The organism is Saccharopolyspora sp. NFXS83 (assembly GCF_026241095.1).
Lineage (GTDB): Bacteria > Actinomycetota > Actinomycetes > Mycobacteriales > Pseudonocardiaceae > Saccharopolyspora_C.
Map to the genome: position 1 here is coordinate 19,028 of NZ_JAPFGB010000012.1, position 20,303 is coordinate 39,330.

A 20,303-nucleotide genomic window follows, 5' to 3' on the forward strand; every position below is an offset into this window, starting at 1 on the left:
TTCGAATCACAGCGATCGAATCGTCGATCAGGTGATCGAACAGGGGTGCGACGCGGGGTAGACTCGGCGATCGCGGGTGGAATCGATCAGACGGCAAGGCGACGAACGCTCGACGCGAAGGGGGTAGCCGGGTGAACGACGTCGATCACGCCATCTTGGCGTTCGAGAGCGAGTTCTGGCGCTATCCGGGCAGCAAGGATCGCGTCATCCAGGAGCGCTTCGGGATCTCGCCGACGCGGTATTACCAGCGCCTCAACCGGTTATTGGACGAGCCGGAGGCGTTGGCCCAACAGCCCGTGCTGGTCAACCGCTTGTTACGCAGACGAGCGGAACGATCGGACCGCAGAGCCGCCGCACCTCGCCGCTGAGCTCCCCGCTGAAGTTCCGCCCGTCCGCTGCGAATTCTCAGGCCGTAGTGCGGGCCTGCTGCTCCGGCGTGAGTTGGCGGTCCTGCTGGATTTGGACCAGTTCGGCGAGCAGCGGGGCGGCCTGCTCCGGTGGCAGCGCGGAGAACGCGGCCTTGATCGACTCGGGGTCGGCGGGCTGCGCCGGTGCCGGGGCTTCGCCGGACGCGGTCTGCTGCTGCGGTACCGCGGGCGCCTGCATCGGTGCGGGGGTCTGCGTGGCGAGCAGACCGTTGACCAGGTCCACCAGCATCGCCACCGGCGTGCGCGGACCGAGCGCGGTGTTCCACCCGGCGATCTGCCCCTCCGGCCCGCGCGGACCGAGCAGTTCGTTCTCGATGCGGCGCAGGATCGCGTCCTGTTCGGGCGTCATGTCGGCGTTCTCCTGTTCGTTCGTGGCGAGTTCGGCCCGGAAGCGGTCCAGGTCGACGTGCCCCGGATCGATCTTGCCGGTCACGCTCGTCTCCTTGTGCCCGCGCGAGGCCTCGTACGGCGCGCCCAGGTGGTCCAGCACCGCCTTGGTCGCGACGAGCGCGGCGGTGTACTGCTCGGGGCTCGGGCCCTGCTCGACGCCCTGGTAGTCCCATTCGAACCCGACGTAGAGCACGTTGCCGTCGCCCGCGGGCACCGGCCCGGAGGCCTGCGCCCTCCCAGCGTGGTTGGCGCGCCCGGCGGAGATCAAGTGCACCACCCCGTCGAACCCGATCAGCCCGTGGCACAGCGGTCCGGCCAGATCGGACCGGCCGTCGATCACCAGCTGCAGGCTGGGCGCCGGGTCCTCGTAGGAGGCGACGGTGGCGGTGTGGTGCTGGAGCACCCCGACCGGCTCGGGCTGCGCGCCGGAGTTCGCCGTGCGCTCCTGCCACCCCGGCGCCTCGACGACGGTCAACCCCGCCGCTCGCAACACGTCACCGAGCCACACCAGCGGCAGAGCCATGCTGATCACTCCCCTGGCGGCCCGTCCGAGCCGCGTTCGCGTCGCTTGCCTGCTGCCATCGTGTCCTGCGATCAGCCGCCCCGACCACGCCTGATCGGATGAATTGCGGTCGACCGGTGGTCATCGGCCCGACGAAGGGTGGTTCACGGGCGTGTCGGAACCTCGGACGGCGGCATCCGGCGAACCCTCCACATCGGACCCGCCCGGCGGGACGACCGGGCTCGCTCCACGGCGGATGTCCGGCGCACGCGGTGCCCGGCGCCGCGCTCGGAGGGCCCGTGCGATTCTGGCGGTATGAATTCCGAAGGCGCAGGTGAACAAGGCGAACGCGTTTCCGCGATCACCTTGCGCGCACTGGAACGGGCATCCGGGGACCTGGCCACCGCGAGCGTCAACGCGATGGAGCATCGGCTGCCGTGGTTCCGCCGGCTGCCCGCCGACCAGCGGGCGAGCGTGCTGCTGGTGACCCAGACCGGCGTCTCGAACTTCGTGGCCTGGCTGCAGGACCCGACCGAAGCCATCCGGTTGACCGCGGAGGCGTTCCGCACCGCGCCGAAGGACCTGTCGCGCTGGGTGAGCCTGCGCCAGACGCTGGACCTGGTGCGCGCGGCGATCGACGTGTTCGAGCACCAGTTGCCGGAACTGGCCGAACAGGACGAGGAGCGCACCGCGCTCACCGAGCTGATCCTGCGCTACACGCGGGAGATCGCGTTCGCGGCGGCCACTTCGTACGCCGCGGCGGCGGAGGCGCGCGGGGCGTGGGACGCGCGGCTGGAGGCGCTCGTCGTGGACGGCATCGTGCGCGGCGACCCGGAGGAGTCGCTGCTGTCCAGGGCCGCGGCGCTCGGCTGGGAACCGGGCTCGGAGGCGACGGTGCTGGTCGGCACCGCCCCCTCGGACGATCCGCCCACGATCGTCTACCAGGTGCGCAGCCGCGCGGCCCGCGCCGGTCGCCCGGTGCTGCTGGGGGTGCAGGGCACCCGGCTCGTGGTGGTGTTCGGCGGGCCGTCCAACGACCGGGCCACGCACGAGGCGGCGACCAAGCTGGCGGAGGCCTTCGACGACGGGCCGGTGGTGGTCGGCCCCACCGCGTCCAGCCTCTCCGAGGCGCACCGATCCGCTTCGGACGCCATGTCCGGTCTGCGCGCGGTGGTGGCGTGGCCGACGGCACCGCGTCCGGTGCTCGCGGAGGACCTGCTGCCGGAGCGGGCGCTGGCCGGGGATCCGGAAGCGGAGCGCCAGCTCGTGGAGGGCATCGTGCTGCCGCTGGTGGACGCGGGCGGCGCGCTGCTGGAGACCGTGGACACCTACCTGGAGCTGGGCGGGGTCCTGGAGAATTGCGCCCGGCAGCTCTACGTGCACCCGAACACGGTGCGCTACCGGCTGCGCAGGGTCGCCGAGCTCACCGGGCGCACTCCGTCGAACGCGCGCGACGCGCTGGTGCTGCGAGTGGCGCTGTCGGTGGGCAGGCTGGCACGGGCTCGCGGCCTGTGGTGAGCGCGCGCCGCACCGCTGGTCACCGCCCCGCGACGGTTCGGCGAACACCGGTGCGGCGCCGTGGCCTGAAGTGATCGAACCGACACGGGCAACAATGATTCACGCTCCGTGATGCCCGAATCAGGCACGCCGTTGTAGACACTCCACAAGATTGCGCCTCGGACTTCGTCCGTGTCGACATCACGCCGATCCGGGTCGGGGATGTGTAGTAGCAGGGTGATCGCGCTCCTCGCCCCAGGCCAGGGCTCCCAGGCCCCTGGCATGTTGACGCCCTGGATCGAACTCGACGGCGCCCGCGAGCGCGTGGAGGCCTGGTCCGAGCGCGCGGGACTGGACCTGGTGCGGCTGGGAACCACCGCCGAAGCCGACGAGATCAAGGACACCGCCATCACGCAGCCGCTGGTGGTGGCGCTGTCGCTGCTGGCGGCCGAGCAGCTGCGGTCTCGGTTCGAGGTGCCCGCCGAGACTCCGGTCGCGGGGCACTCGGTGGGCGAGTTGGCCGCCGCCGCGATCGCGGGCGTGCTCTCGCCGGGCGACGCCGTCGCGCTGGCCGCGGTGCGCGGCCGGGAGATGGCCGCCGCGTGCGCGTTGGAGCCGACGTCGATGTCGGCGGTGATGGGCGGCGACCCGGAAACCGTCGTGAGCCACCTGGAGTCGCTCGGCCTGGACCCGGCGAACTGCAACGGCGCCGGTCAGATCGTCGCCGCGGGCCGCAAGCCCGCGCTGGAGGCGCTGGCCGAGGAACCGCTGACCGGGACGAAGGTGCGACCGCTGGCCGTCGCCGGGGCCTTCCACACCCGGTTCATGGCACCCGCGCAGGACGCGTTCGGCGCGCAGGCCGACAAGGTCGCGGTCGAGGATCCCGCGTTCCCGCTCCTGTCCAATTCGGATGGTTCCGTCGTCGGAGCGGGCGACGAGTTCGTGCGCCGCCTCGTCGCGCAGATCACCCGGCCGGTGCGCTGGGACCACTGCATGGCCACCCTCGCGGAGCGGGGAGTGCGGGCCGTGGTGGAGTTCCCCCCAGCCGGCGCGCTGACCGGTCTGGTGCGCCGCGAGCTCAAGGGCACCAAGACCGTGGCGCTGAAGAAGCCCGAAGACCTCGACAAGGTCGCCGACCTGCTGGCAGCGGACTCCGAGGAGTCCGCCCAGGACGCGAACACCTCTGGGAGCGACGCGTGAGCACACCGACCCTGCGCCAGTCCACCGGCCCGGCAGCCACCAAGCTGCTCGGTTTCGGTAGCACCCAGGGCAACCGGATCGTCACCAACGACGATCTGGCCAAGATCGTCGACACCAACGACGAGTGGATCCAGCAGCGCGTCGGCATCGTGCACCGCCGCCTCGGCGACGAGGACCAGACCGTGGTCGCGATGGCGGTCGAGGCCGGTTCGAAGGCGATCGCCGACGCGGGCCTGACCCCGGCCGACGTGGACCAGGTGATCATCGCCACCTGCACGATGCCGGGCGGGATCCCGAACGCCGCCGCGCAGGTCGCCGACCAGATCGGCATCAAGCCCGCGGGCGCCTTCGACCTCAACGCCGCGTGCGCCGGGTTCTGCTACGCGCTCAACATGGCTTCCGACATGGTGCTGGCCGGGTCCTCCCGCCGAGTGCTCGTGATCGGCGCCGAGCGGTTCCAGGAGACCATCGACTGGCAGGACCGGGCGAACTGCATCATCTTCGCCGACGGTGCCGGCGCGGTGGTCGTGGGACCGTCCGACGAGCCCGGCATCGGCCCGGCCGCTCTGGGCAGCGCGGGCGACCTCGTCGACACCATCTACCTGCGCGACGGCAAGTACATCTACCAGGAAGGCCAGGCGGTCTTCCGCTGGGCGACGACGCAGATCGCCCCGGTCGCCAAGCGCGCCGTGGAACTCGCGGGCCTGGAACTGTCCGATGTGGATGCGCTGGTCGCGCACCAGGCGAACTTGCGCATCGTCGAGGGCATCGCCAAGAAGCTGCAGAGCCAGGGTGCCCGCGATGACCTGGTGATCGCTCGTGACATCGTCTACTCCGGCAACACCTCCGCCGCTTCGATCCCGCTCGCCATCGACCACATGCGGTCGGCGGGCGAGCTCTCCAGCGGGGACGTGCTGCTGCTGGTCGGCTTCGGGGCTGGACTGTCCTACGCCGGCCAGGTCGTGATCTGCCCCTGAGCGTTCGCGCTCACCGATACCACCGCGGGCGCGCCCGTGGTGAGACCGCAACAGAGGAAAGGAACCACCGTGGCGAACGAGGAAATCGCGCAGGGTCTCGCCAGCATCGTCGAAGAGGTCGCCGGCGTGGACGCCGAGGACGTCAAGGTCGAGAAGTCGTTCGTCGACGACCTCGACATCGACTCGCTGTCGATGGTCGAGATCGCCGTGCAGGCGGAGGACAAGTTCGGCGTGAAGATCCCCGACGACGAGCTGGCGAACCTCAAGACCGTGGGTGATGCGGTGGACTACATCACCAAGAACGCATGACGGCGACCGACGTCGTCATCACCGGGATGGGCGCGACGACACCACTCGGTGGTGACGTCGCGTCCACCTGGGACGGTCTGCTGGCCGGACGCAGCGGCGTTCGCAGGCTCACGGAGGAGTGGGTCGACAAGTACGACCTGCCCGCCAAGATCGGCGCACCGCTGGTCGTGGAGCCTTCCGAGGTGCTGCCTCGGGTGCAGCTGCGACGGCTGGACCGTTGCCAGGCGATCGCGATCATCGCGGCTCGCCAGGCGTGGAACGACGCCGGTTACGACATGCCCACCGACGAGCACCAGTCGGTGGATCCGGATCGGCTCGGCGTCGCGCTCGGCACCGGCATCGGCGGGCCGGTCACGCTGCTCAACCAGGACGACCTCCTGGAGGAGCACGGGCTGCGCAAGATCTCGCCGCTGACCGTGCCGATGCTCATGCCCAACGGGCCCGCCGCGCACGTCGGCATCGACCTGCGCGCTCGGGCCGGTGTGCACTCCCCCGCTTCCGCCTGCGCTTCCGGCGCCGAGGGGTTGGCGCGGGGCTGGGACATGATCCGGTCGGGGCAGGCCGACGTGGTGGTCGCCGGTGGCGCGGAGTCCTGCATCCACCAGATCACCGTCGCAGGGTTCTGCCAGGCGCGAACGTTGAGCACCCGCAACGACGAGCCGGAACTGGCCTCGCGCCCGTTCGACACGGGCCGGGACGGGTTCGTGCTCGGCGAAGGCGCGGGCGTGGTGATCTTGGAGAGCGCCGAGCACGCCAAGGCCCGCGGAGCGCGGATCTACGGGCGGCTCGCCGGGGTGGGCATCACCTCGGACGCCTACCACATCACCGGCAGCCACCCGGACGGCGTCGGCCAGGTCAACGCCATGACGCAGGCCGTGCGCACCGCGGATCTGTCCACTTCGGAGGTCGAGCACGTCAACGCGCACGCGACCTCCACCGTGGTCGGCGACGTGGGCGAGGCGGCGGCCATCCGCAAGGCGTTCGGCGACGGAGTCGCGCTGACCGCGCCGAAGAGCGCGCTCGGGCACCTCGTCGGCGGCGCGGGCGCGGTGGAGAGCATCGTGACGCTGCTGTCGATCTACCACGGGCAGATCCCGCCCACCCGCAACCTCGACGAGCTCGACCCGAAGGTCGAACTGGACGTGGTGACGGACAAGCCGCGGCAGGTCGAGCTGTCGGCCGCGGTGAACAATTCCTTCGGTTTCGGCGGGCACAACGTAGCGCTCGCGTTCGCCAAGGCCTGACGAATCCGTTCGCGGCCACCCCGTGCGGGAGCCCGGAACCTCAGGCGGCGTGCCAGGACCTGTTCGACAGCCCCGAGTCGAGTGCATCTCACTTCGGGGCTGTCCTCGGGACCGCCCCCGGCGACCTCGTCCCGGCGCCGCGCGTGCCTCCCACCCGCGTAGGTCATCCGACCGGGCGGGGGAAGTTCAGCCGTTCCAGCGGCATTCGAGCATTGATCCAGCCATCGCCGGTATTCGTCGGAGTACGCGGCGGGCTTCGCCACGCACAGATCGTCGCGCCACCCGAGGGGACCCGATGACCGCACTGGACGACCGCCCCGGCATGCCGGGAACAGCCACCGCGGACCCGCGCGACCCGTGGCTGCGACTGGGCCTGCTGCTCGACGAGGAGTCGATCACCCCGCTGCACGACCGCGATCACAGCGGTGTGCGGGCGGTGCGCGGTCGCATCGACGGCGTCCCGGTGATCGCCTACTGCACGGACGGCACCAAGATGGGCGGCGCTATGGGCACCGAGGGGTGCCGGCACGTGGTCGACGCCATCGACGCCGCGGTGCGGGACGGCTGCCCGGTCATCGGCGTCTGGCACTCCGGCGGCGCACGGCTCGCGGAGGGCGTGGAAGCGCTGGACGCCGTCGGCCAGGTCTTCGCGGCGATGATCCGCGCCTCCGGCCGGGTGCCGCAGCTGTCGGTCGTGGTCGGTCCCGCCGCCGGAGGTGCGGCCTACGGCCCGGCGCTCACCGATGTGGTGATCATGGCGCCGGCCGGGCGGGTGTTCATCACCGGGCCCGACGTGGTGCGCAGCGTCACCGGTGAGCAGATCGACCAGGAAGGGCTCGGCGGCACCGAGGCGCACGGCACGAAGTCCGGTGTGGTGCACGTCGTGGCCGAGGACGAACCCGACGCCTACGCCCGCGCCCGGCGGCTCACCGGGCTGTTCGCGACTCCCGGCTCGTTCGACCCCGCATCGATCGCCGACGGATCGGACCTGCGGGCGCTGCTGCCGGATCGGCCGCAACGCGCCTACGACATCAAACCGGTGATCCGAGGAGTCTTGGACACCCGCGCCGACGGCTCCGCGGACTTCGAGGAACTGCAGGCCAAGTGGGCGCCGAACATGGTCGTCGGACTGGGCAGGCTCGGCGGCCGTGCGATCGGCGTGCTGGCGAACAACCCGCTGCGCAAGGGCGGCTGCCTCGATTCGCTGTCGGCGGAGAAGGCGGCCCGGTTCGTGCGGATGTGCGATGCGTTCGGCGTTCCGCTGCTGGTCGTGGTGGACGTGCCCGGCTACCTGCCGGGCGTCGGCCAGGAATGGGGCGGAGTCGTGCGGCGTGGCGCGAAGTTGCTGCACGCGTTCGGCGAGGCGGTGGTGCCGCGCGTGACGCTGGTGCTGCGCAAGTCCTTCGGCGGCGCCTACATCGCGATGAACGCCCGCTCGCTGGGCGCGACCGCGGTGTTCGCCTGGCCGGAGGCGGAGGTCGCGGTCATGGGCGCGAAGGCCGCGGTCGGCGTCCTGCACCGCAAGGCGTTGGCGGCGGCACCCGACGAGGAGCGGGAGGCGTTGCAGGACAAGCTCGCCGAGGAGCACGAACGGGCCGCGGGCGGCGTCGGCAGGGCCATGTCGATCGGCGTGGTCGACGAGGTGGTCGAGCCTGCGCAGACCCGGCGCCGGGTAGCCGAGGCGCTGGCCGCGGCTCCGGCGAACCGCGGCGCGCACGGCAACATCCCGCTGTGACGCGCTGACCCGCCGCGGCTAGCAGCGGACGGCGAGCGCGCTACCGGGGAGGCTGTTCGTGTCGAGCCGGAAGCCACCGGCGTCGACCACCATCGGGTACACCACCGACCAGCGCAGGCACTGCGATTCCAGTCCCGGCGGGGCATCGTGCGGATCCTGGGTGCTCACGAAGGTCATCAGGATGCGCAGCGAATCTCTCGGCCCGGGCTCGACGCGGTGCACCTTGACCGCCGCGTCCCGCGTCGTGGCGTACTCCTGCTGCCACTTGTCCTCCGGGAGCTGCCGCTGCTTCTCCGTGACGACGGTGGCCTTCCACGTCTCGTACCGGCGCATGTTGATCGCGTTGAAGTGCATCTGCAGCGTCCAGCGGATGTCGGCGCTGTCCGGGTGCGCTTCGGCGTCCGGGCTCAATTCGATGTTCGCGTACTGGCCGCCCTGCTCCTGCACGCCCTCCATCGCCCCCGGCATCCCCGACGGCTCCGAGTAGTAGCGCTGCGCCGCGATGCCGCCGGCGCCCGCCGCGAGCAGCATGACGACGGCGATCGGCACGCCCCATTTCAGCCAGGAGTTGCGCGAACGGCCTACCGGAGAAGTCGACTGCACACCGATCAGCTTCCCACAGTGAGGCGTGTTCGAGGTTCTCCGGGCTCGTCTTGCTCGGGGGCCGGGTGGCGGAACCTCAGCTGTCTTCTCGCTGCGGGATTTTTTTCCCAAGTGGATCCGCCACGAAGGAAAAAGTCGTCTCGCGAGAAGGCTGCTGAGAACCCGCGGGTGAGCGGCTTTCGACGTGGACTATGCGCTGACGCGCATCCAGGCACGGCCGCCGGCCGCCAGGCAGGCTTGCTCCGCGGCCCAAGGGACGGCCTTCGGCCGCAGGGCGTGATTCGGTGGGGGTCAGCCGACTCGGTGCAGCCAGCTGACCGGGGCTCCGTCTCCGGCGTGGCGGAAGAGTTCGAGCTCCTGGTCCCAGGCCGCGCCCAGCAGTTGGTCGACGCGGTGGGTGAACGACTCGGAGCCGCGGCTGTTGGCGGCGAGCGTGCGCAACTGGTCTTCGCTCACCACGATGTCGCCGTTGGCGCTGGTGCGGGCGTTCCACAGGCCGAGCCCTGGGACGTGGCAGAACCGTTGCCCGTCGATGCCCGGACTGGGGTCCTCGGTGATCTCGAACCGGAGCATCGGCCACGCGCGCAACGCGGTGACCAGGCGGGACCCCGTGCCGGGTTCTCCGGTCCAGGTGAGTTCGGCGCGCAACTGCCCAGGCGCCGCGGGTTGCGCCGTCCAGCGGAGTTCGGTCCGCATGCCGAGTGCGCCGGCGACGGCCCACTCGATGTGCGGACAGACCGCAGACGGCGACGAGTGGACGTAGATCACGCCACTGGTGCTGCCACGGGTGCTCACTGCTGACCTCCGCTGTTCGACGAGGGACGTCTTCCCCTACGACCTCGTCCGGCGGTGGCCCGGCCCCCGATCACCGCGGTCGCGGTAGATCGGCGGCGTGCGGCGTCATTCTGCACGGGCGTTGACCACGGCCGCCACATGAAGTTGATGAACTGCCCGACCGGGGCACGTCGTTCCGCTACCGTTCGCAGGACTCCCCCCGCTCCTGCCGGAGCGAGGTCCTCGCAGTTCCAGGCCCGCCCGAGCGGACGAACGGGTGCCTCGGACGGCCCAATCCCGCAGGTGCGGATGAGTGTCAGATACCACTCGAATGGGGGAGCACGCGCAGTAGGCGACAATGCCTGCCGGACCCGGCGGCCGTAGACCGACCGGGCGAGTGGAGCTCGATCGCGGGAACGGAGACGACCATGCGGGTGGTGCGGCTCGGCAAGGAGCCGACCAAGATCGGCGCGGACATCCGGGCGGCCATCGCGGCGTGGGGCCCCGGCAGCGGTGTCTTCGGCGGAGTCGCCGTCTTCGGCGCCGAACCGCCGGGTGCGCCGCGCACGCTGGACGCGGTCCTGGTGCTGCCGCGAGGCATCGTGGTCGTCGTCGGAACCGATCTCCCGGAGTCGGCGCTCACCTTGGAGGCGCCGGTGCAGACCCCGTGGACGGTCGACGGCTGGCCGCTGCTGCGCCAGACCGCCGCGATGAACCCGGCGCTGGAAGCGCTGGAGTCGGCCGCCGCGCTGGCCCGCGCATTGCAGTCCCGCGACGCGGAACCGATGCCCGTCGCCGCCATCGTCGCCGTCGGCCCCTACGTCGCCCAGATCACCCAGCCGACGAACGACCTGTACCGCGGCGTGCGGGTGCTGTACCCGTCGACGACGAGCATGCTCGCCGCCGCCCGCGAACTCGCCACCTACGAACGCGCCTGCGGGGTCGAGCCGGCGCGGAAGGTGCTGCGCATCCTCGACGAGCGCGCCGGCCGGATCTCCGTCGCGGACCTGACCGCGGAGGGCTTCCCCGACTCGGTGACCCCCGACCTCGCGTCGGCGAGCACGCTGCTGATCCCGAAGGTGCGTGACGAGGCTCCGGCACCGGTTCCGGCCGCAGCGCCGAACGCGCTGCGGGCTCGGCTGAGCGGCTTGTCGCGGCGCACGGTGCTGACCGCGCTCGGCGTGGCCGCCGTCGTGCTCACCGGGGCGGTGCTGTCCTCGGTGTGGGCGGGCGGTTCGGGTTCGGCCCAGGACATGACCGCGCAGCAGGTGGACGGGGTCTCGTTCGAGCGCACCGCGGCCGAGCTCGGCGGCGACTGCGCCGAAGCCTCGTTCGGCGACGTGCGGGCCTGGTTCCAGCGGCATCCGTGCGAGGCGCTGTCCAGGCAGGTCTTCGACAGCGAAGCCGCGAGCCGGACGGCCACCGTTTCCCTCGCCGTGGTGGACCTGGGCGACGCGACCCCGGCGCGGAACCTGCGGGAGCTGCTGAACACACCTGGTTCGGGCGGTATCTCCGACCCGGCCGCCGAGCCCGGTCCGCCGACCGAGTTCGACGGCGCGGCGCAGGCGGTGCAGCAGACCGGTTCGCAGGTGCGGATCGTGCAGGCCGCCTGGGCCTCCGGGAAATCCGATCCGGGCGACGTCTCGCTGCGCGTGCTCGCCGAACGCGGACTGCGGTTGCGCACGCCGGAGTAGGCCCGCCGCGAAGCACCGGTGGAACCCGCCGAGCGCGGATCCCACCGGCTCCCCGACTCAGCCCCAGAAGGTCGCGGGGACGCACCCGGTGTCGGCGCACGCCGGAGCCACCGGGCGCGCGTCCGCGCCGTCCACCAGCCACTGCCGGCCGTCCGCGACCGACACCAGGTACCGCCCGACCCGGTCGACGGACAGCTGCACCTGCTCCGCCCCGAGCGCGCCGCCGGTGTCGAACGGGACGCCGCCACCGACTGCGGCGCCGCTGTCCCCGTCGAGCGTGCTGATCCGCATCCGCTCGGCGGGCGGGTTGCCGCATTCGGCCGGGGTGAGCACCGCGACGTCGCTGTCGGACCAGGCCAACGCCTGCGGGGCGCACGCCCCTGCGGGCGGCGTCGGCATCGGTGCGCCCAGTTCGGTGCCGCCGGGAGCCACGATGTGGATCTCGGACCGGGACGTGAGCACCGCGAGCCGTCCATCGTGGTCCACCGCCAGGTCGAGCGCCTGCTCTCCCGCGGGCAAGCCGATCCGCCGCGGCCCACCGGTTCCTTCGACCACCACGCCGTCGCCCTCGGCGTAGGCGAACCGCCCACCACCGGCCGCCAGCGCGGTGCCCGTTCCGGTGCGGTGCGCGACCGGCCTGATGATCCTGTCGGGCCCGAGCACGACGATGTCGCTGCCCCCCGCGGCCGGGACGGTCGCGTAGACGCGGTCCCCGTCGGCCGCGAGCCCGCCCTGCACGGGTGCTCCGACCTCGGCGAGCACCTCGTGCTGCTTCCCGGTGAGCACGTCGAACGAGGCGAGCGTGCCCGGTTTCGGTGCCGCGACGTAGCTGTTCGGCGCGATGCTCACCGGTTCCGCCTGGCGCGGACTGGTGCCGGGCACCACCGCCAGCGCGACCAGGAACACCGCGGAGGCGGCCACCGCCACCCCTCCCGCTGCGATCAGCGGGCGCCGGGACGGGCGTCGAGATCGGCGCTGGCGGGCCGCGAGCAGCCGCGGCAGCGTGTCGCCGCGCGGCTCGACGTCGTCCACCAGCGCGTGCAGCCCGCTGCGCAGCTCGTCGACGGCCTGCGTGTCGTCTGGATCCCTCACACCCGCTCCCGCAGCAAATCCGAAAGCCGAGCCACTCCCCGCGAGCAGTACGACTTGACCGCACCCTGACTCACGCCCATCAGCTGCGCGGTCCGCGCCTCGCTGAAGTCGGCGTAGTACCGCAGCACCACCGCTTCCCGCTGCCTGCGCGGCAGGTGGGTGAGGGCGTCCGCGAGCACCGCGCGGTCCAGGCCGCGTCCGGTGTCGTCCGGACGCGAATCCTCGGTGGCGATCCGAGGCTGGTAGCGCTTGGCGACCATGCGGCGGCGCAGCACCGACCGAGCCCGGTTGAGCACCGCCTGCCGCAAGAACGCCAGCGCCTTGTCCGGGTCGCGCAGCCGCGTCCTGGAGTCGAAGACCCGCACGTACGCGTCCTGCACGATGTCCTCGGCCGAAGCCCGGTCATCGACGAGCAGCACCGCTATCCGCAGCAGTTGCCGGTAGTTCTCCTGGTAGAGCTCGGTGAGTTTGGTCGTCAGTTCATCCATGGCCGCCAGCCCGTCGCCCGGCCAGGCGGTCACGGGCAATGCGATCGAAACCGTCACATCTCTGCATGACGCCCGAGACCCCCTTCGCGGTTGGCAGCCGACGCGGACCAGATTTCCCGATCGAAGCTCCGACCGGCGGAGAGGCGCAGCTTACCGTCCGCCACGAGTGCGGTCGCGGAGTGATCGTCCGGATCGGCCGCCGACCGCGGGGCGGGGCGGGCGAGCCGGAGCTCGCGAGCGCCTCGTCCGGGTGGCCAGCGCGCCCGCGCGCGGGCGCGCTGGCCGTCCGGGCCAGGCGTTCCTCCACAAAGGACCGCACCGGACGCGCAGGCCGCACCCCCGGGCCGCGGCGCCGCGTAAGAATCACCACACCACAAGATCACCCGTTTGCCGTCGTCGCTGGTCAGCCGATCATCGGCACCCTCACTCGCCCGTTTTGGCAGCCGATGCCGCCGGGTGCTCGTTCGACTACCGTCGGCAGCGGGACAGCACGGTTCCGCACCCGGCAACCGATGGGAGGATAGGCGGCCTCCCGGCCGCCTCAACCGGCCATGAAGTTCGGCATCTCGACGTTCAACACCGATGAGGGCATCGGCCCCGCGGAGCTCGGGCGCGCGCTGGAGGACCGCGGTTTCGACTCGCTCTTCCTCGCCGAGCACACCCACGTTCCCGCGAGCCGCGACACCCCGTATCCCGGCGGCGGCGACCTGCCGCGGATCTACTACCGCACGCTGGACCCGTTCGTGAGCCTCACCGCGGCTGCCGCGGTGACCGAGAACCTGTTGCTGGGCACCGGGATCGCGCTCATGATCCAGCGCGATCCGATCACCACCGCGAAGGAGGTCGCCAGCCTCGACCTCGTCTCCAACGGGCGGGTGATCTTCGGCATCGGCGCCGGCTGGAGCCGCGACGAGATGCGCAACCACGGCACCGATCCGGGCAGGCGCGGCGCGCTGATGGACGAGCGGATCCGGGCCATGCGGGAGATCTGGACGAAGGAGCTCGCGGAGTTCCACGGCGAGCACGTGGACTTCGACCCGATCTACTCGTGGCCGAAGCCGGTGCAGCAGCCGCATCCGCCGATCTACATCGGCGGCGAGAGCAAGCGCTCCTTCGACCGGGTCGCCGAGTACGGCGGGGGCTGGCTGCCCCGCGCGGACACCGAGAACCTCGGCGACCTGATCGCGAAGGTGCGCGAGCACGCGGGCTGGCGGGTTCCGGTGTCGCTGTACGCGGCGCCGAAGGACTCGGTGGTCGAGGAGTACGCGGAGGCCGGGGTGGATCGGCTCCTGTTCTACCTGCCGACCAAGCCGCGGGACGAGTCGCTGGAGCGGCTCGACCTGCTCGCCGGCGTGGTGACCAAGCACAGCTGAGCCGTGAGGGGCCGCTGGTGCGGCGGCGGCCCCTTACATCCTGGTTACTTCCCGGTCTTGCACTGGACATGGGGGACATCGCAGGCAGATCCTTGCGACTGCTTTGCAGATCGGTGCGATCACAACAGCAAGTTGCATGCACAACTGCTTTGATCGCGGAACGGAGACCGGGGACGGTGGGGAACACGACGACGACGGCGCCGACGGACGAGGCGTCGCCGCAACGCAAGTGGAGTCCGAAGCAGATCGTCGTGTGGGCACTGGTGGCCGTGGTGGGGGCCATCGCCTGGGGAGTCATCGCGCTCGGCCGCGGTGAGGAGATCTCCGCCGCCTGGCTGGTGTTCGCCGCGCTCGCCTCCTACGCGATCGGATACCGGTTCTACGCGCGGTTCATCGCCTACCGGGTGCTGCGGGTGGACGACACCCGCGCGACACCGGCGGAACGGCTGAACAACGCCACGGATTTCCAGCCCACGGACCGCAGAGTCCTGTTCGGGCACCACTTCGCCGCCATCGCGGGCGCGGGCCCGCTGGTCGGCCCGGTGCTGGCCGCGCAGATGGGGTACCTGCCCGGCACGATCTGGATCATCGTCGGCGTGGTGTTCGCCGGCGCCGTGCAGGACATGGTGGTGCTGTTCTTCTCCACCCGCCGCGACGGCCGCAGCCTCGGGCAGATGGCCCGCGAGGAGATCGGTCCGGTCGGCGGCATCGCGGCGCTGATCGCCGTGCTCGCCATCATGATCATCCTGCTTGCGGTGCTGGCGCTGGTCGTGGTCGGCGCGCTGAAGGACTCGCCGTGGGGCACCTTCTCCATCGGGATGACCATCCCGATCGCCCTGTTCATGGGCATCTACCTGCGCTACTTGCGGCCCGGCCGGATCATCGAGACCTCGATCATCGGCATCGGCCTGCTGCTGCTGAGCATCATCGGCGGCAGCTGGGTCGCCGACTCGGCGCTGGCCGAGACGTTCACGCTCTCCGGTAACCAGGTCGTGCTGGCGCTGGTGGTGTACGGCTTCATCGCCTCGGTGCTGCCGGTGTGGATGCTGCTGGCGCCGCGGGACTACCTGAGCACGTTCATGAAGGTCGGCGTCATCGTCATGCTGGCGGTGTCGATCCTGATCGCGATGCCGGTGATGAAGACCGAGGCGATCACCGAGTTCGCCTGGAACGGCCAGGGCCCGGTGTTCGCGGGCACGCTGTTCCCGTTCGTGTTCATCCAGATCGCCTGCGGTGCGCTCTCCGGCTTCCACGCGCTGGTGTCCTCGGGGACCACGCCGAAGCTGATCGAGAAGGAGTCGCAGGTCCGCGTCATCGGCTACGGCGGGATGCTCACCGAGTCGTTCGTGGCGATCATGGCGCTGGCCGCGGCGTGCATCATCGACCCCGGCATGTACTACGCGATGAACATGCCCAGCGCGGCGCTCGGTGACACGTTGGAGTCCGCCTCGCAAGCCGTGGCCGGGATCGGCTTCCAGATCACTCCCGAACAGCTCGCCGCCGCGGCCAACGCCGTGGACGAGGAGACCCTGGTGGGCCGCAGCGGCGGCGCCCCGACGCTCGCGCTCGGGCTCTCGGAAGTGTTCTCGCAGGTCCTCGGCGGGGACGCGATGCGGGCCTTCTGGTACCACTTCGCGGTCATGTTCGAGGCGCTGTTCATCCTCACCACGGTGGACGCCGGGACCCGCGTCGGGCGGTTCATGCTGCAGGACACCGTCGGCAACGTGTGGAAGCGCTTCGGCGACGTGACCTGGAAGCCCGGCATCTGGATCTCCAGCGCCGCCATCGTCGGCGGCTGGGGCTACTTCCTGTGGACCGGTGTGAACGACCCGCTGGGCGGCATCAACCAGCTGTTCCCGCTGTTCGGCATCGCCAACCAGCTGCTCGCGGCGGTGGCGCTGGCGGTGGCCACCACGGTCCTGATCAAGTCCGGGCGCGCGAAGTACGCCTGGGTGACGATCGTCCCGCTGGTCTGGGACGCGGTCGTGACGCTGACCGCGAGCTGGCAGAAGGTGTTCTCCGCGGACCCGAAGCTGGGCTTCTTCTCCCAGCGCGCCGCGTACCAGGCGGCGATCGACGCCGGGGAGACCAGCAAGGGCTCGGCGAGCACCGTCGACGAGATGCGCCAAGTGGTCACGAACTCCACGGTGTGCGGTGTGCTCAGCGTGCTGTTCGCGGTGCTGATCCTCATCGTGCTGGTGGACGCGATCCGGGTGTGGACCCAGGCGCTGCGCAGCACCCGGCCGCTGCAGGACACCGAGACGCCGCACACCGAGTCGGCGCTGTGGGCACCGGCCGGACTGATCCCCACCGCCGAGGAGCGGCGCATCCAGCGGGAACGCCGCGAACCGGAGGACCGCCAGGAAGTGGGCGCGGGTACGTGAGTTCCCGGACGCCTTCCTCGCGGGCGGTGCTGTCCCGGCTGGGACGGTCCGCCCGCGAGGCCTGGCAGATCGCCCGCGGCATCGTCGGCGAAACCGCCTACGAGCGGTACCTGGAGCACCACCGCCGACACCACGCCGGCAGCGCGCCGCTGGGCGAGCGCGAGTTCTGGCGGCGCCACGTCGACCGCGGCGACACCCACCCCGGCTCCCGCTGCTGCTGAGCCGGGCGGGCAAGGTCGGCCGGCCGTTCGGGCACGGTCCCTGGCGGCTCGGGTGACTCCTCTGGTGAGATCGCGTCGTAGGAGTCGGCGCGATCCTCGGAGGTGATGATCACGATGGACGGGCTGCCCGGATCGATCCTCGCCTGGATCATCTGCTCGGTCTTCTTCGCCCTCGGCTTGGGCTGCCTGTGGCACGGCGGGCGCGAAGTGCGGGTCACTCGACGCCTGCAGGACCGCGGTGTCCGGACGACGGCGACCGTGATCAGGCACAAGCCGGGTTCCGCGCTCGATCAGCCGGTGTACGGCTACACCGATCACCGCGGTGCCCGGTTCACCCTCGAACCGGGCAGGATCCACAACACCTTCACGCCCGTCGGAGACCGAGCGGACGTGCTCTACCTCCCGGAACACCCCGAGACCTCCAGATTGGCGGAGTCGGAGGGCACCCCGTGGAAAGGCGCGACGCCGGCGTTCGCAATCGGCGCGGCCATGTGCCTCGGGACCGTCGCGTTCATGGCCTGCCTGCTGTTCATCCCAGCCGGGGGATTTCACACCACGAGCTCGCCACCGCTGGTCATGATCTTCGGCTTGGTGGGCGTGCCGCTGCTCGTGCTGGCGATCCCCGTCGTGCGGATCACCCGGCTCGTGCGACTGCGCCGGACCGGGATCCGCACGGAGGGCGTGGTGGTCCGCGAGGCCGACCGTTCGAACCGCTGGCTCGTCGACTTCGTCGACCACGACGGCCGCCGGATCCAGTTCACGAGCGGTCACACCGGCAAGCGCGCCGGTGCCCGAGTTCCGGTCGTCTACCGGCGGGCTCGGCCGCAGCAGGCAGAAGTGGCATCGCTGGCGCCCGCGCTTCGCGAGAACGGGTTCATCGCCGTGGTCGCGCTGTTCTTCCTCGCGATGGCCGCCCTGGCCTTCTGACGCCTGGGAGGTCACCGCTACCCGCCCTCGGGCTGCGATGAGTTCTCCCGGCGAGGACGGTCGTCCTGTGCAGGTGCGGCGGATTCGCCGTGCCGCGGCGGAGGCCAGGAGGGCATCATGCAGAAGATCACCACGTGCCTGTGGTTCGACGGCCAGGCGGAAGAGGCGGCGCGGTTCTACACGTCGGTCTTCGCGAACTCGCGGATCACCGAGATCCAGCACTACGGCGAAGCGGGCCCCGGTGAGCCCGGCACGGTGCTCCTCGTGACGTTCGAACTGGCCGGTCAGCAGTTCCTCGGTCTCAACGGCGGCCCGGAGTTCTCGTTCACCGAGGCGATCTCGCTGCACGTGGACTGCAACTCGCAAGAAGAAGTGGATCGGATGACCGAACAGCTCGTCGCGGGCGGCGAGCAAGGTCCGTGCGGCTGGGTCAAGGACCGCTACGGGCTGTCCTGGCAGGTCGTCCCCAGCGAGCTCACCGACATGCTGCGCGACCCCGATCCGGACCGCTCCAACCGCGTCATGCGGGAAATGCTCACCATGCGCAAGCTCGACCTCAACGCCCTCCGCCGCGCCTACGCCTAGCCCACATCGCTGCGGGGTGAACGGACCGTTCGTCCGATCTCGTTGGGCGAACGGTCCGTTCACTCACTCCGGCAAGGGCTGGCCGAGGGCGGCGAGGCGGGCGCGGAGCACTGCGTTCTCGTTCTCCGCGCTGTTCAGGCGTGCGTGCACCCTGGCCAGGTCGGCCTCCGAGTAGCGGTGCGGGATGTGCTTCGGGCAGTTCCAGTCGTAGCCCTCCACCGCGATCAGCACGAGCTGCTCGACCCGGCCTTCGGTGCGCGGGTCATCCAAGCGGGCCGCGAGCTCCGGCTCCGCGGCGGCGTCGCGCACCGCGGCGTGCCCGAACAGCTTCAGCCTGGTGCGCGTCGCGTAGTCCATGAAGAACAGCGCCACCCGATCGTCCCCGCGCACGTTCCCATCGGTGATGTACTGGCGGTTCCCCCGCACATCGGCGTATCCGAGGGTGCCGGAATCCAGGACGTGCACGAATCCGGCGGGACCACCGCGGAATTGCACGTACGGCCATCCGGTCTCCCCGACGGAAGCGAGATAACAACCGTCGCGCGCCGCGATGAACTCGCGTTCCCGATCACCCAGCGGATCGGCTTCGAGCCCTACCGCCGCCCCCAGGTCCTTCCGGTGCGCCGGACGACTCCCCTGCTCCACCTGCATGTTACGCACCGCGTCGGTGAACGCCAGCCGCGCGTACCTGCTCATCGCCCACCCTTCCCGGAAATCGGAACGCCCCTTTCACGATGACCACGCAACCGGCACCGGCACAACGAGCGGGCAGAATGAACCACCCCACACCACCGATCCAGAAACCGGAAAAGCAGCCGACCATTTCCGGCGCGAACAACTCGGTCCCGCTTTTCCCCGCACGAGACCGCAGACCCGCCCCGTTCACGGCGTTCCGGGCAAGGCAGACTGAGCGGTCCGCAAACCGAGGAGGATGATGTGAGCGATCTTCAGGTCGAGGACACCAAGGTCGGCGACGGCGCCGAGGCCCAGCCGGGCAACGACGTGACCCTGCACTACACGGGCACGCTCAGCGACGGCTCGAAGTTCGACTCGTCCCACGACCGGGGCGAGGGCTTGAATTTCACCCTGGGTTCCGGCCAGGTCATCGAAGGCTGGGACCGCGGCGTCACCGGCATGCGCGTCGGCGGCACCCGCACCCTGGTGATCCCGCCCGCCATGGCTTACGGCGAGCGCGGCGTCCCGCCGATCATCCCGCCGAACGCCACGCTGCACTTCGACGTGGAACTCCTCGAGGTCAAGTGACCCGACGTCGGCGGGGCCCCCCCCCGGCCCGACACCCGCACGCCGGAACAGGATTCACACCCCGTTTCCGCGCACGCGAGCACCATTCGATCTTCAAAGCGAAAGCCGCCGCAGGTCAGATGGTGGGGCAGGTGGGACTTGAACCCACGGCTGACGGATTATGAGTCCGCTGCTCTAACCAACTGAGCTACTGCCCCCGATGGCGTGATGAAACGCTCCTCTGGGTGATCGTAGCGAGGCTGGGCGGTGAGAAGCTCGTTGGGTTGCCCGCACGACCGGGCGAAACCACGAGGCCTGGCCCGCGATGCGGGCCGGTGGCGGCGAATCCGGTCGTGGCAACAAAAAGGGCCGGCACCCCGTGGGTGCCGGCCCGTTCTCGTCGCAGCGTCACATGAACGCCGTGATGCTGAAGGCACCGGTCAGCTGACCGATGATCACGATGGTGGCCAGCAGGGCGCTGAGCCCGGCCACCGTCAGCAGCGACAGCATGACCAAATAGACCAGAGCCCTGATCGGCTTCGGCAGCTGCGCCACCGTGGCCAGATCGGGCAGCGCGAAGTGGTTTTCCTTACCGATTCCTGGAGCGGACATCCCGACTTCCCCCGTCCTTCTTGTCG

The 20,303-nt window shown here is 70.7% G+C and carries 21 protein-coding genes and 1 tRNA gene; 14 read left to right on the forward strand and 8 right to left on the reverse strand.

The features are described 5' to 3' along the window. The first annotated feature begins 131 nt into the window (after window positions 1-131). Window positions 132-368, forward strand: a complete 237-nt coding sequence (locus OOZ19_RS14995) for a DUF3263 domain-containing protein (protein WP_184477755.1) — start codon at window positions 132-134, stop codon at window positions 366-368. 37 nt (window positions 369-405) lie between these two features. Here the strand turns inward: OOZ19_RS14995 and OOZ19_RS15000 are convergent, their stop codons facing one another. Then, window positions 406-1,341, reverse strand: coding sequence for a peptidoglycan recognition protein family protein (locus tag OOZ19_RS15000; RefSeq protein ID WP_266090717.1), 936 nt, complete (start codon window positions 1,339-1,341; stop codon window positions 406-408). A 294-nt stretch (window positions 1,342-1,635) separates the two neighbouring features. Between OOZ19_RS15000 and OOZ19_RS15005 the strand changes: the two genes are divergently transcribed. The 6 genes from OOZ19_RS15005 (at window position 1,636) to OOZ19_RS15030 (ending at window position 8,282) form a co-directional block, all read left to right on the forward strand. Then, complete coding sequence (locus OOZ19_RS15005; RefSeq protein ID WP_266090718.1) at window positions 1,636-2,838, forward strand: PucR family transcriptional regulator; 1,203 nt, start codon at window positions 1,636-1,638, stop codon at window positions 2,836-2,838. A 201-nt stretch (window positions 2,839-3,039) separates the two neighbouring features. Then, window positions 3,040-4,017: an ACP S-malonyltransferase gene (locus OOZ19_RS15010; RefSeq protein ID WP_323055141.1), complete on the forward strand. Its 978-nt coding sequence runs from the start codon at window positions 3,040-3,042 to the stop codon at window positions 4,015-4,017. After that, window positions 4,014-4,994 carry a beta-ketoacyl-ACP synthase III gene (locus OOZ19_RS15015; RefSeq protein WP_266090720.1) on the forward strand — a complete coding sequence of 327 codons (981 nt, stop codon included), beginning with the start codon at window positions 4,014-4,016 and terminating at the stop codon, window positions 4,992-4,994. Before OOZ19_RS15010 ends, OOZ19_RS15015 begins: the two co-directional genes overlap by 4 nt. 69 nt (window positions 4,995-5,063) lie before the next feature. Next, window positions 5,064-5,303, forward strand: coding sequence for an acyl carrier protein (locus OOZ19_RS15020; RefSeq protein ID WP_266090721.1), 240 nt, complete (start codon window positions 5,064-5,066; stop codon window positions 5,301-5,303). Then, a complete protein-coding gene (locus OOZ19_RS15025; RefSeq protein WP_266090722.1) occupies window positions 5,300-6,547 on the forward strand; it encodes a beta-ketoacyl-[acyl-carrier-protein] synthase family protein in 1,248 nt (415 codons plus the stop codon). Before OOZ19_RS15020 ends, OOZ19_RS15025 begins: the two co-directional genes overlap by 4 nt. 295 nt (window positions 6,548-6,842) lie before the next feature. Next, the gene (locus OOZ19_RS15030) at window positions 6,843-8,282 is read left to right on the forward strand and encodes an acyl-CoA carboxylase subunit beta (protein ID WP_266090723.1); all 1,440 of its coding nucleotides are present in this window, start codon (window positions 6,843-6,845) and stop codon (window positions 8,280-8,282) included. 18 nt (window positions 8,283-8,300) lie between these two features. Here the strand turns inward: OOZ19_RS15030 and OOZ19_RS15035 are convergent, their stop codons facing one another. Together OOZ19_RS15035 and OOZ19_RS15040 are read right to left on the reverse strand one after the other, a co-directional pair. Further along, window positions 8,301-8,885, reverse strand: a complete 585-nt coding sequence (locus OOZ19_RS15035; protein ID WP_266090724.1) for a hypothetical protein — start codon at window positions 8,883-8,885, stop codon at window positions 8,301-8,303. A 291-nt stretch (window positions 8,886-9,176) separates the two neighbouring features. Continuing rightward, on the reverse strand, window positions 9,177-9,680 hold the full coding sequence (locus tag OOZ19_RS15040; RefSeq protein WP_266090725.1) for a DUF3145 domain-containing protein: 504 nt from the start codon (window positions 9,678-9,680) through the stop codon (window positions 9,177-9,179). A 407-nt stretch (window positions 9,681-10,087) separates the two neighbouring features. Between OOZ19_RS15040 and OOZ19_RS15045 the strand changes: the two genes are divergently transcribed. Beyond that, the gene (locus OOZ19_RS15045) at window positions 10,088-11,353 is read left to right on the forward strand and encodes a hypothetical protein (protein WP_266090726.1); all 1,266 of its coding nucleotides are present in this window, start codon (window positions 10,088-10,090) and stop codon (window positions 11,351-11,353) included. A gap of 57 nt (window positions 11,354-11,410) precedes the next feature. Here OOZ19_RS15045 and OOZ19_RS15050 read toward each other — a convergent pair whose 3' ends face one another. Continuing rightward, entirely contained in the window at window positions 11,411-12,445 is a 1,035-nt protein-coding gene (locus tag OOZ19_RS15050) for a hypothetical protein (protein WP_266090727.1), read from the reverse strand. Continuing rightward, window positions 12,442-12,966 carry a SigE family RNA polymerase sigma factor gene (locus tag OOZ19_RS15055; protein ID WP_266090728.1) on the reverse strand — a complete coding sequence of 175 codons (525 nt, stop codon included), beginning with the start codon at window positions 12,964-12,966 and terminating at the stop codon, window positions 12,442-12,444. The genes OOZ19_RS15050 and OOZ19_RS15055 overlap by 4 nt, the downstream gene beginning before the upstream one ends. A gap of 518 nt (window positions 12,967-13,484) precedes the next feature. Here OOZ19_RS15055 and OOZ19_RS15060 point away from each other — a divergent pair. The 5 genes from OOZ19_RS15060 (at window position 13,485) to OOZ19_RS15080 (ending at window position 18,423) form a co-directional block, all read left to right on the forward strand. Further along, complete coding sequence (locus OOZ19_RS15060; protein WP_266090729.1) at window positions 13,485-14,306, forward strand: LLM class F420-dependent oxidoreductase; 822 nt, start codon at window positions 13,485-13,487, stop codon at window positions 14,304-14,306. Between the two features lie 245 nt (window positions 14,307-14,551). Beyond that, complete coding sequence (locus OOZ19_RS15065) at window positions 14,552-16,690, forward strand: carbon starvation CstA family protein (protein ID WP_266090863.1); 2,139 nt, start codon at window positions 14,552-14,554, stop codon at window positions 16,688-16,690. Continuing rightward, the gene (locus OOZ19_RS15070) at window positions 16,687-16,911 is read left to right on the forward strand and encodes a YbdD/YjiX family protein (protein WP_266090730.1); all 225 of its coding nucleotides are present in this window, start codon (window positions 16,687-16,689) and stop codon (window positions 16,909-16,911) included. The genes OOZ19_RS15065 and OOZ19_RS15070 overlap by 4 nt, the downstream gene beginning before the upstream one ends. Window positions 16,912-17,016: 105 nt before the next feature. Continuing rightward, window positions 17,017-17,838 (forward strand): DUF3592 domain-containing protein, encoded by an 822-nt coding sequence (locus OOZ19_RS15075; RefSeq protein ID WP_266090731.1) that lies wholly within the window; start codon window positions 17,017-17,019, stop codon window positions 17,836-17,838. A 117-nt stretch (window positions 17,839-17,955) separates the two neighbouring features. Further along, on the forward strand, window positions 17,956-18,423 hold the full coding sequence (locus tag OOZ19_RS15080) for a VOC family protein (RefSeq protein WP_266090732.1): 468 nt from the start codon (window positions 17,956-17,958) through the stop codon (window positions 18,421-18,423). A 63-nt stretch (window positions 18,424-18,486) separates the two neighbouring features. Here the strand turns inward: OOZ19_RS15080 and OOZ19_RS15085 are convergent, their stop codons facing one another. After that, window positions 18,487-19,119 carry a pyridoxamine 5'-phosphate oxidase family protein gene (locus tag OOZ19_RS15085; protein ID WP_266090733.1) on the reverse strand — a complete coding sequence of 211 codons (633 nt, stop codon included), beginning with the start codon at window positions 19,117-19,119 and terminating at the stop codon, window positions 18,487-18,489. 240 nt (window positions 19,120-19,359) lie between these two features. Here OOZ19_RS15085 and OOZ19_RS15090 point away from each other — a divergent pair, with 240 nt between their 5' ends. After that, window positions 19,360-19,686, forward strand: coding sequence for an FKBP-type peptidyl-prolyl cis-trans isomerase (locus OOZ19_RS15090; RefSeq protein WP_266090734.1), 327 nt, complete (start codon window positions 19,360-19,362; stop codon window positions 19,684-19,686). A 120-nt stretch (window positions 19,687-19,806) separates the two neighbouring features. Here the strand turns inward: OOZ19_RS15090 and OOZ19_RS15095 are convergent. Further along, window positions 19,807-19,883, reverse strand: a tRNA-Ile gene (locus tag OOZ19_RS15095). A gap of 190 nt (window positions 19,884-20,073) precedes the next feature. After that, window positions 20,074-20,277, reverse strand: coding sequence for a hypothetical protein (locus OOZ19_RS15100; protein WP_266090735.1), 204 nt, complete (start codon window positions 20,275-20,277; stop codon window positions 20,074-20,076). Between the last annotated feature and the right edge of the window lie 26 nt (window positions 20,278-20,303).

Coding starts and splice junctions, on each gene's coding strand:
- OOZ19_RS15080 (WP_266090732.1), top strand. CDS start 17,956: ATGCAGAAGATCACCACGTGCCTGTGGTTCGACGGCCAGGCGGAAGAG.
- OOZ19_RS15005 (WP_266090718.1), top strand. CDS start 1,636: ATGAATTCCGAAGGCGCAGGTGAACAAGGCGAACGCGTTTCCGCGATC.
- OOZ19_RS15010 (WP_323055141.1), top strand. CDS start 3,040: ATGTGTAGTAGCAGGGTGATCGCGCTCCTCGCCCCAGGCCAGGGCTCC.
- OOZ19_RS15045 (WP_266090726.1), top strand. CDS start 10,088: ATGCGGGTGGTGCGGCTCGGCAAGGAGCCGACCAAGATCGGCGCGGAC.
- OOZ19_RS15025 (WP_266090722.1), top strand. CDS start 5,300: ATGACGGCGACCGACGTCGTCATCACCGGGATGGGCGCGACGACACCA.
- OOZ19_RS15000 (WP_266090717.1), bottom strand. CDS start 1,341: ATGGCTCTGCCGCTGGTGTGGCTCGGTGACGTGTTGCGAGCGGCGGGG.
- OOZ19_RS15030 (WP_266090723.1), top strand. CDS start 6,843: ATGACCGCACTGGACGACCGCCCCGGCATGCCGGGAACAGCCACCGCG.
- OOZ19_RS15100 (WP_266090735.1), bottom strand. CDS start 20,277: ATGTCCGCTCCAGGAATCGGTAAGGAAAACCACTTCGCGCTGCCCGAT.
- OOZ19_RS15085 (WP_266090733.1), bottom strand. CDS start 19,119: ATGAGCAGGTACGCGCGGCTGGCGTTCACCGACGCGGTGCGTAACATG.
- OOZ19_RS15075 (WP_266090731.1), top strand. CDS start 17,017: ATGATCACGATGGACGGGCTGCCCGGATCGATCCTCGCCTGGATCATC.
- OOZ19_RS15060 (WP_266090729.1), top strand. CDS start 13,485: ATGAAGTTCGGCATCTCGACGTTCAACACCGATGAGGGCATCGGCCCC.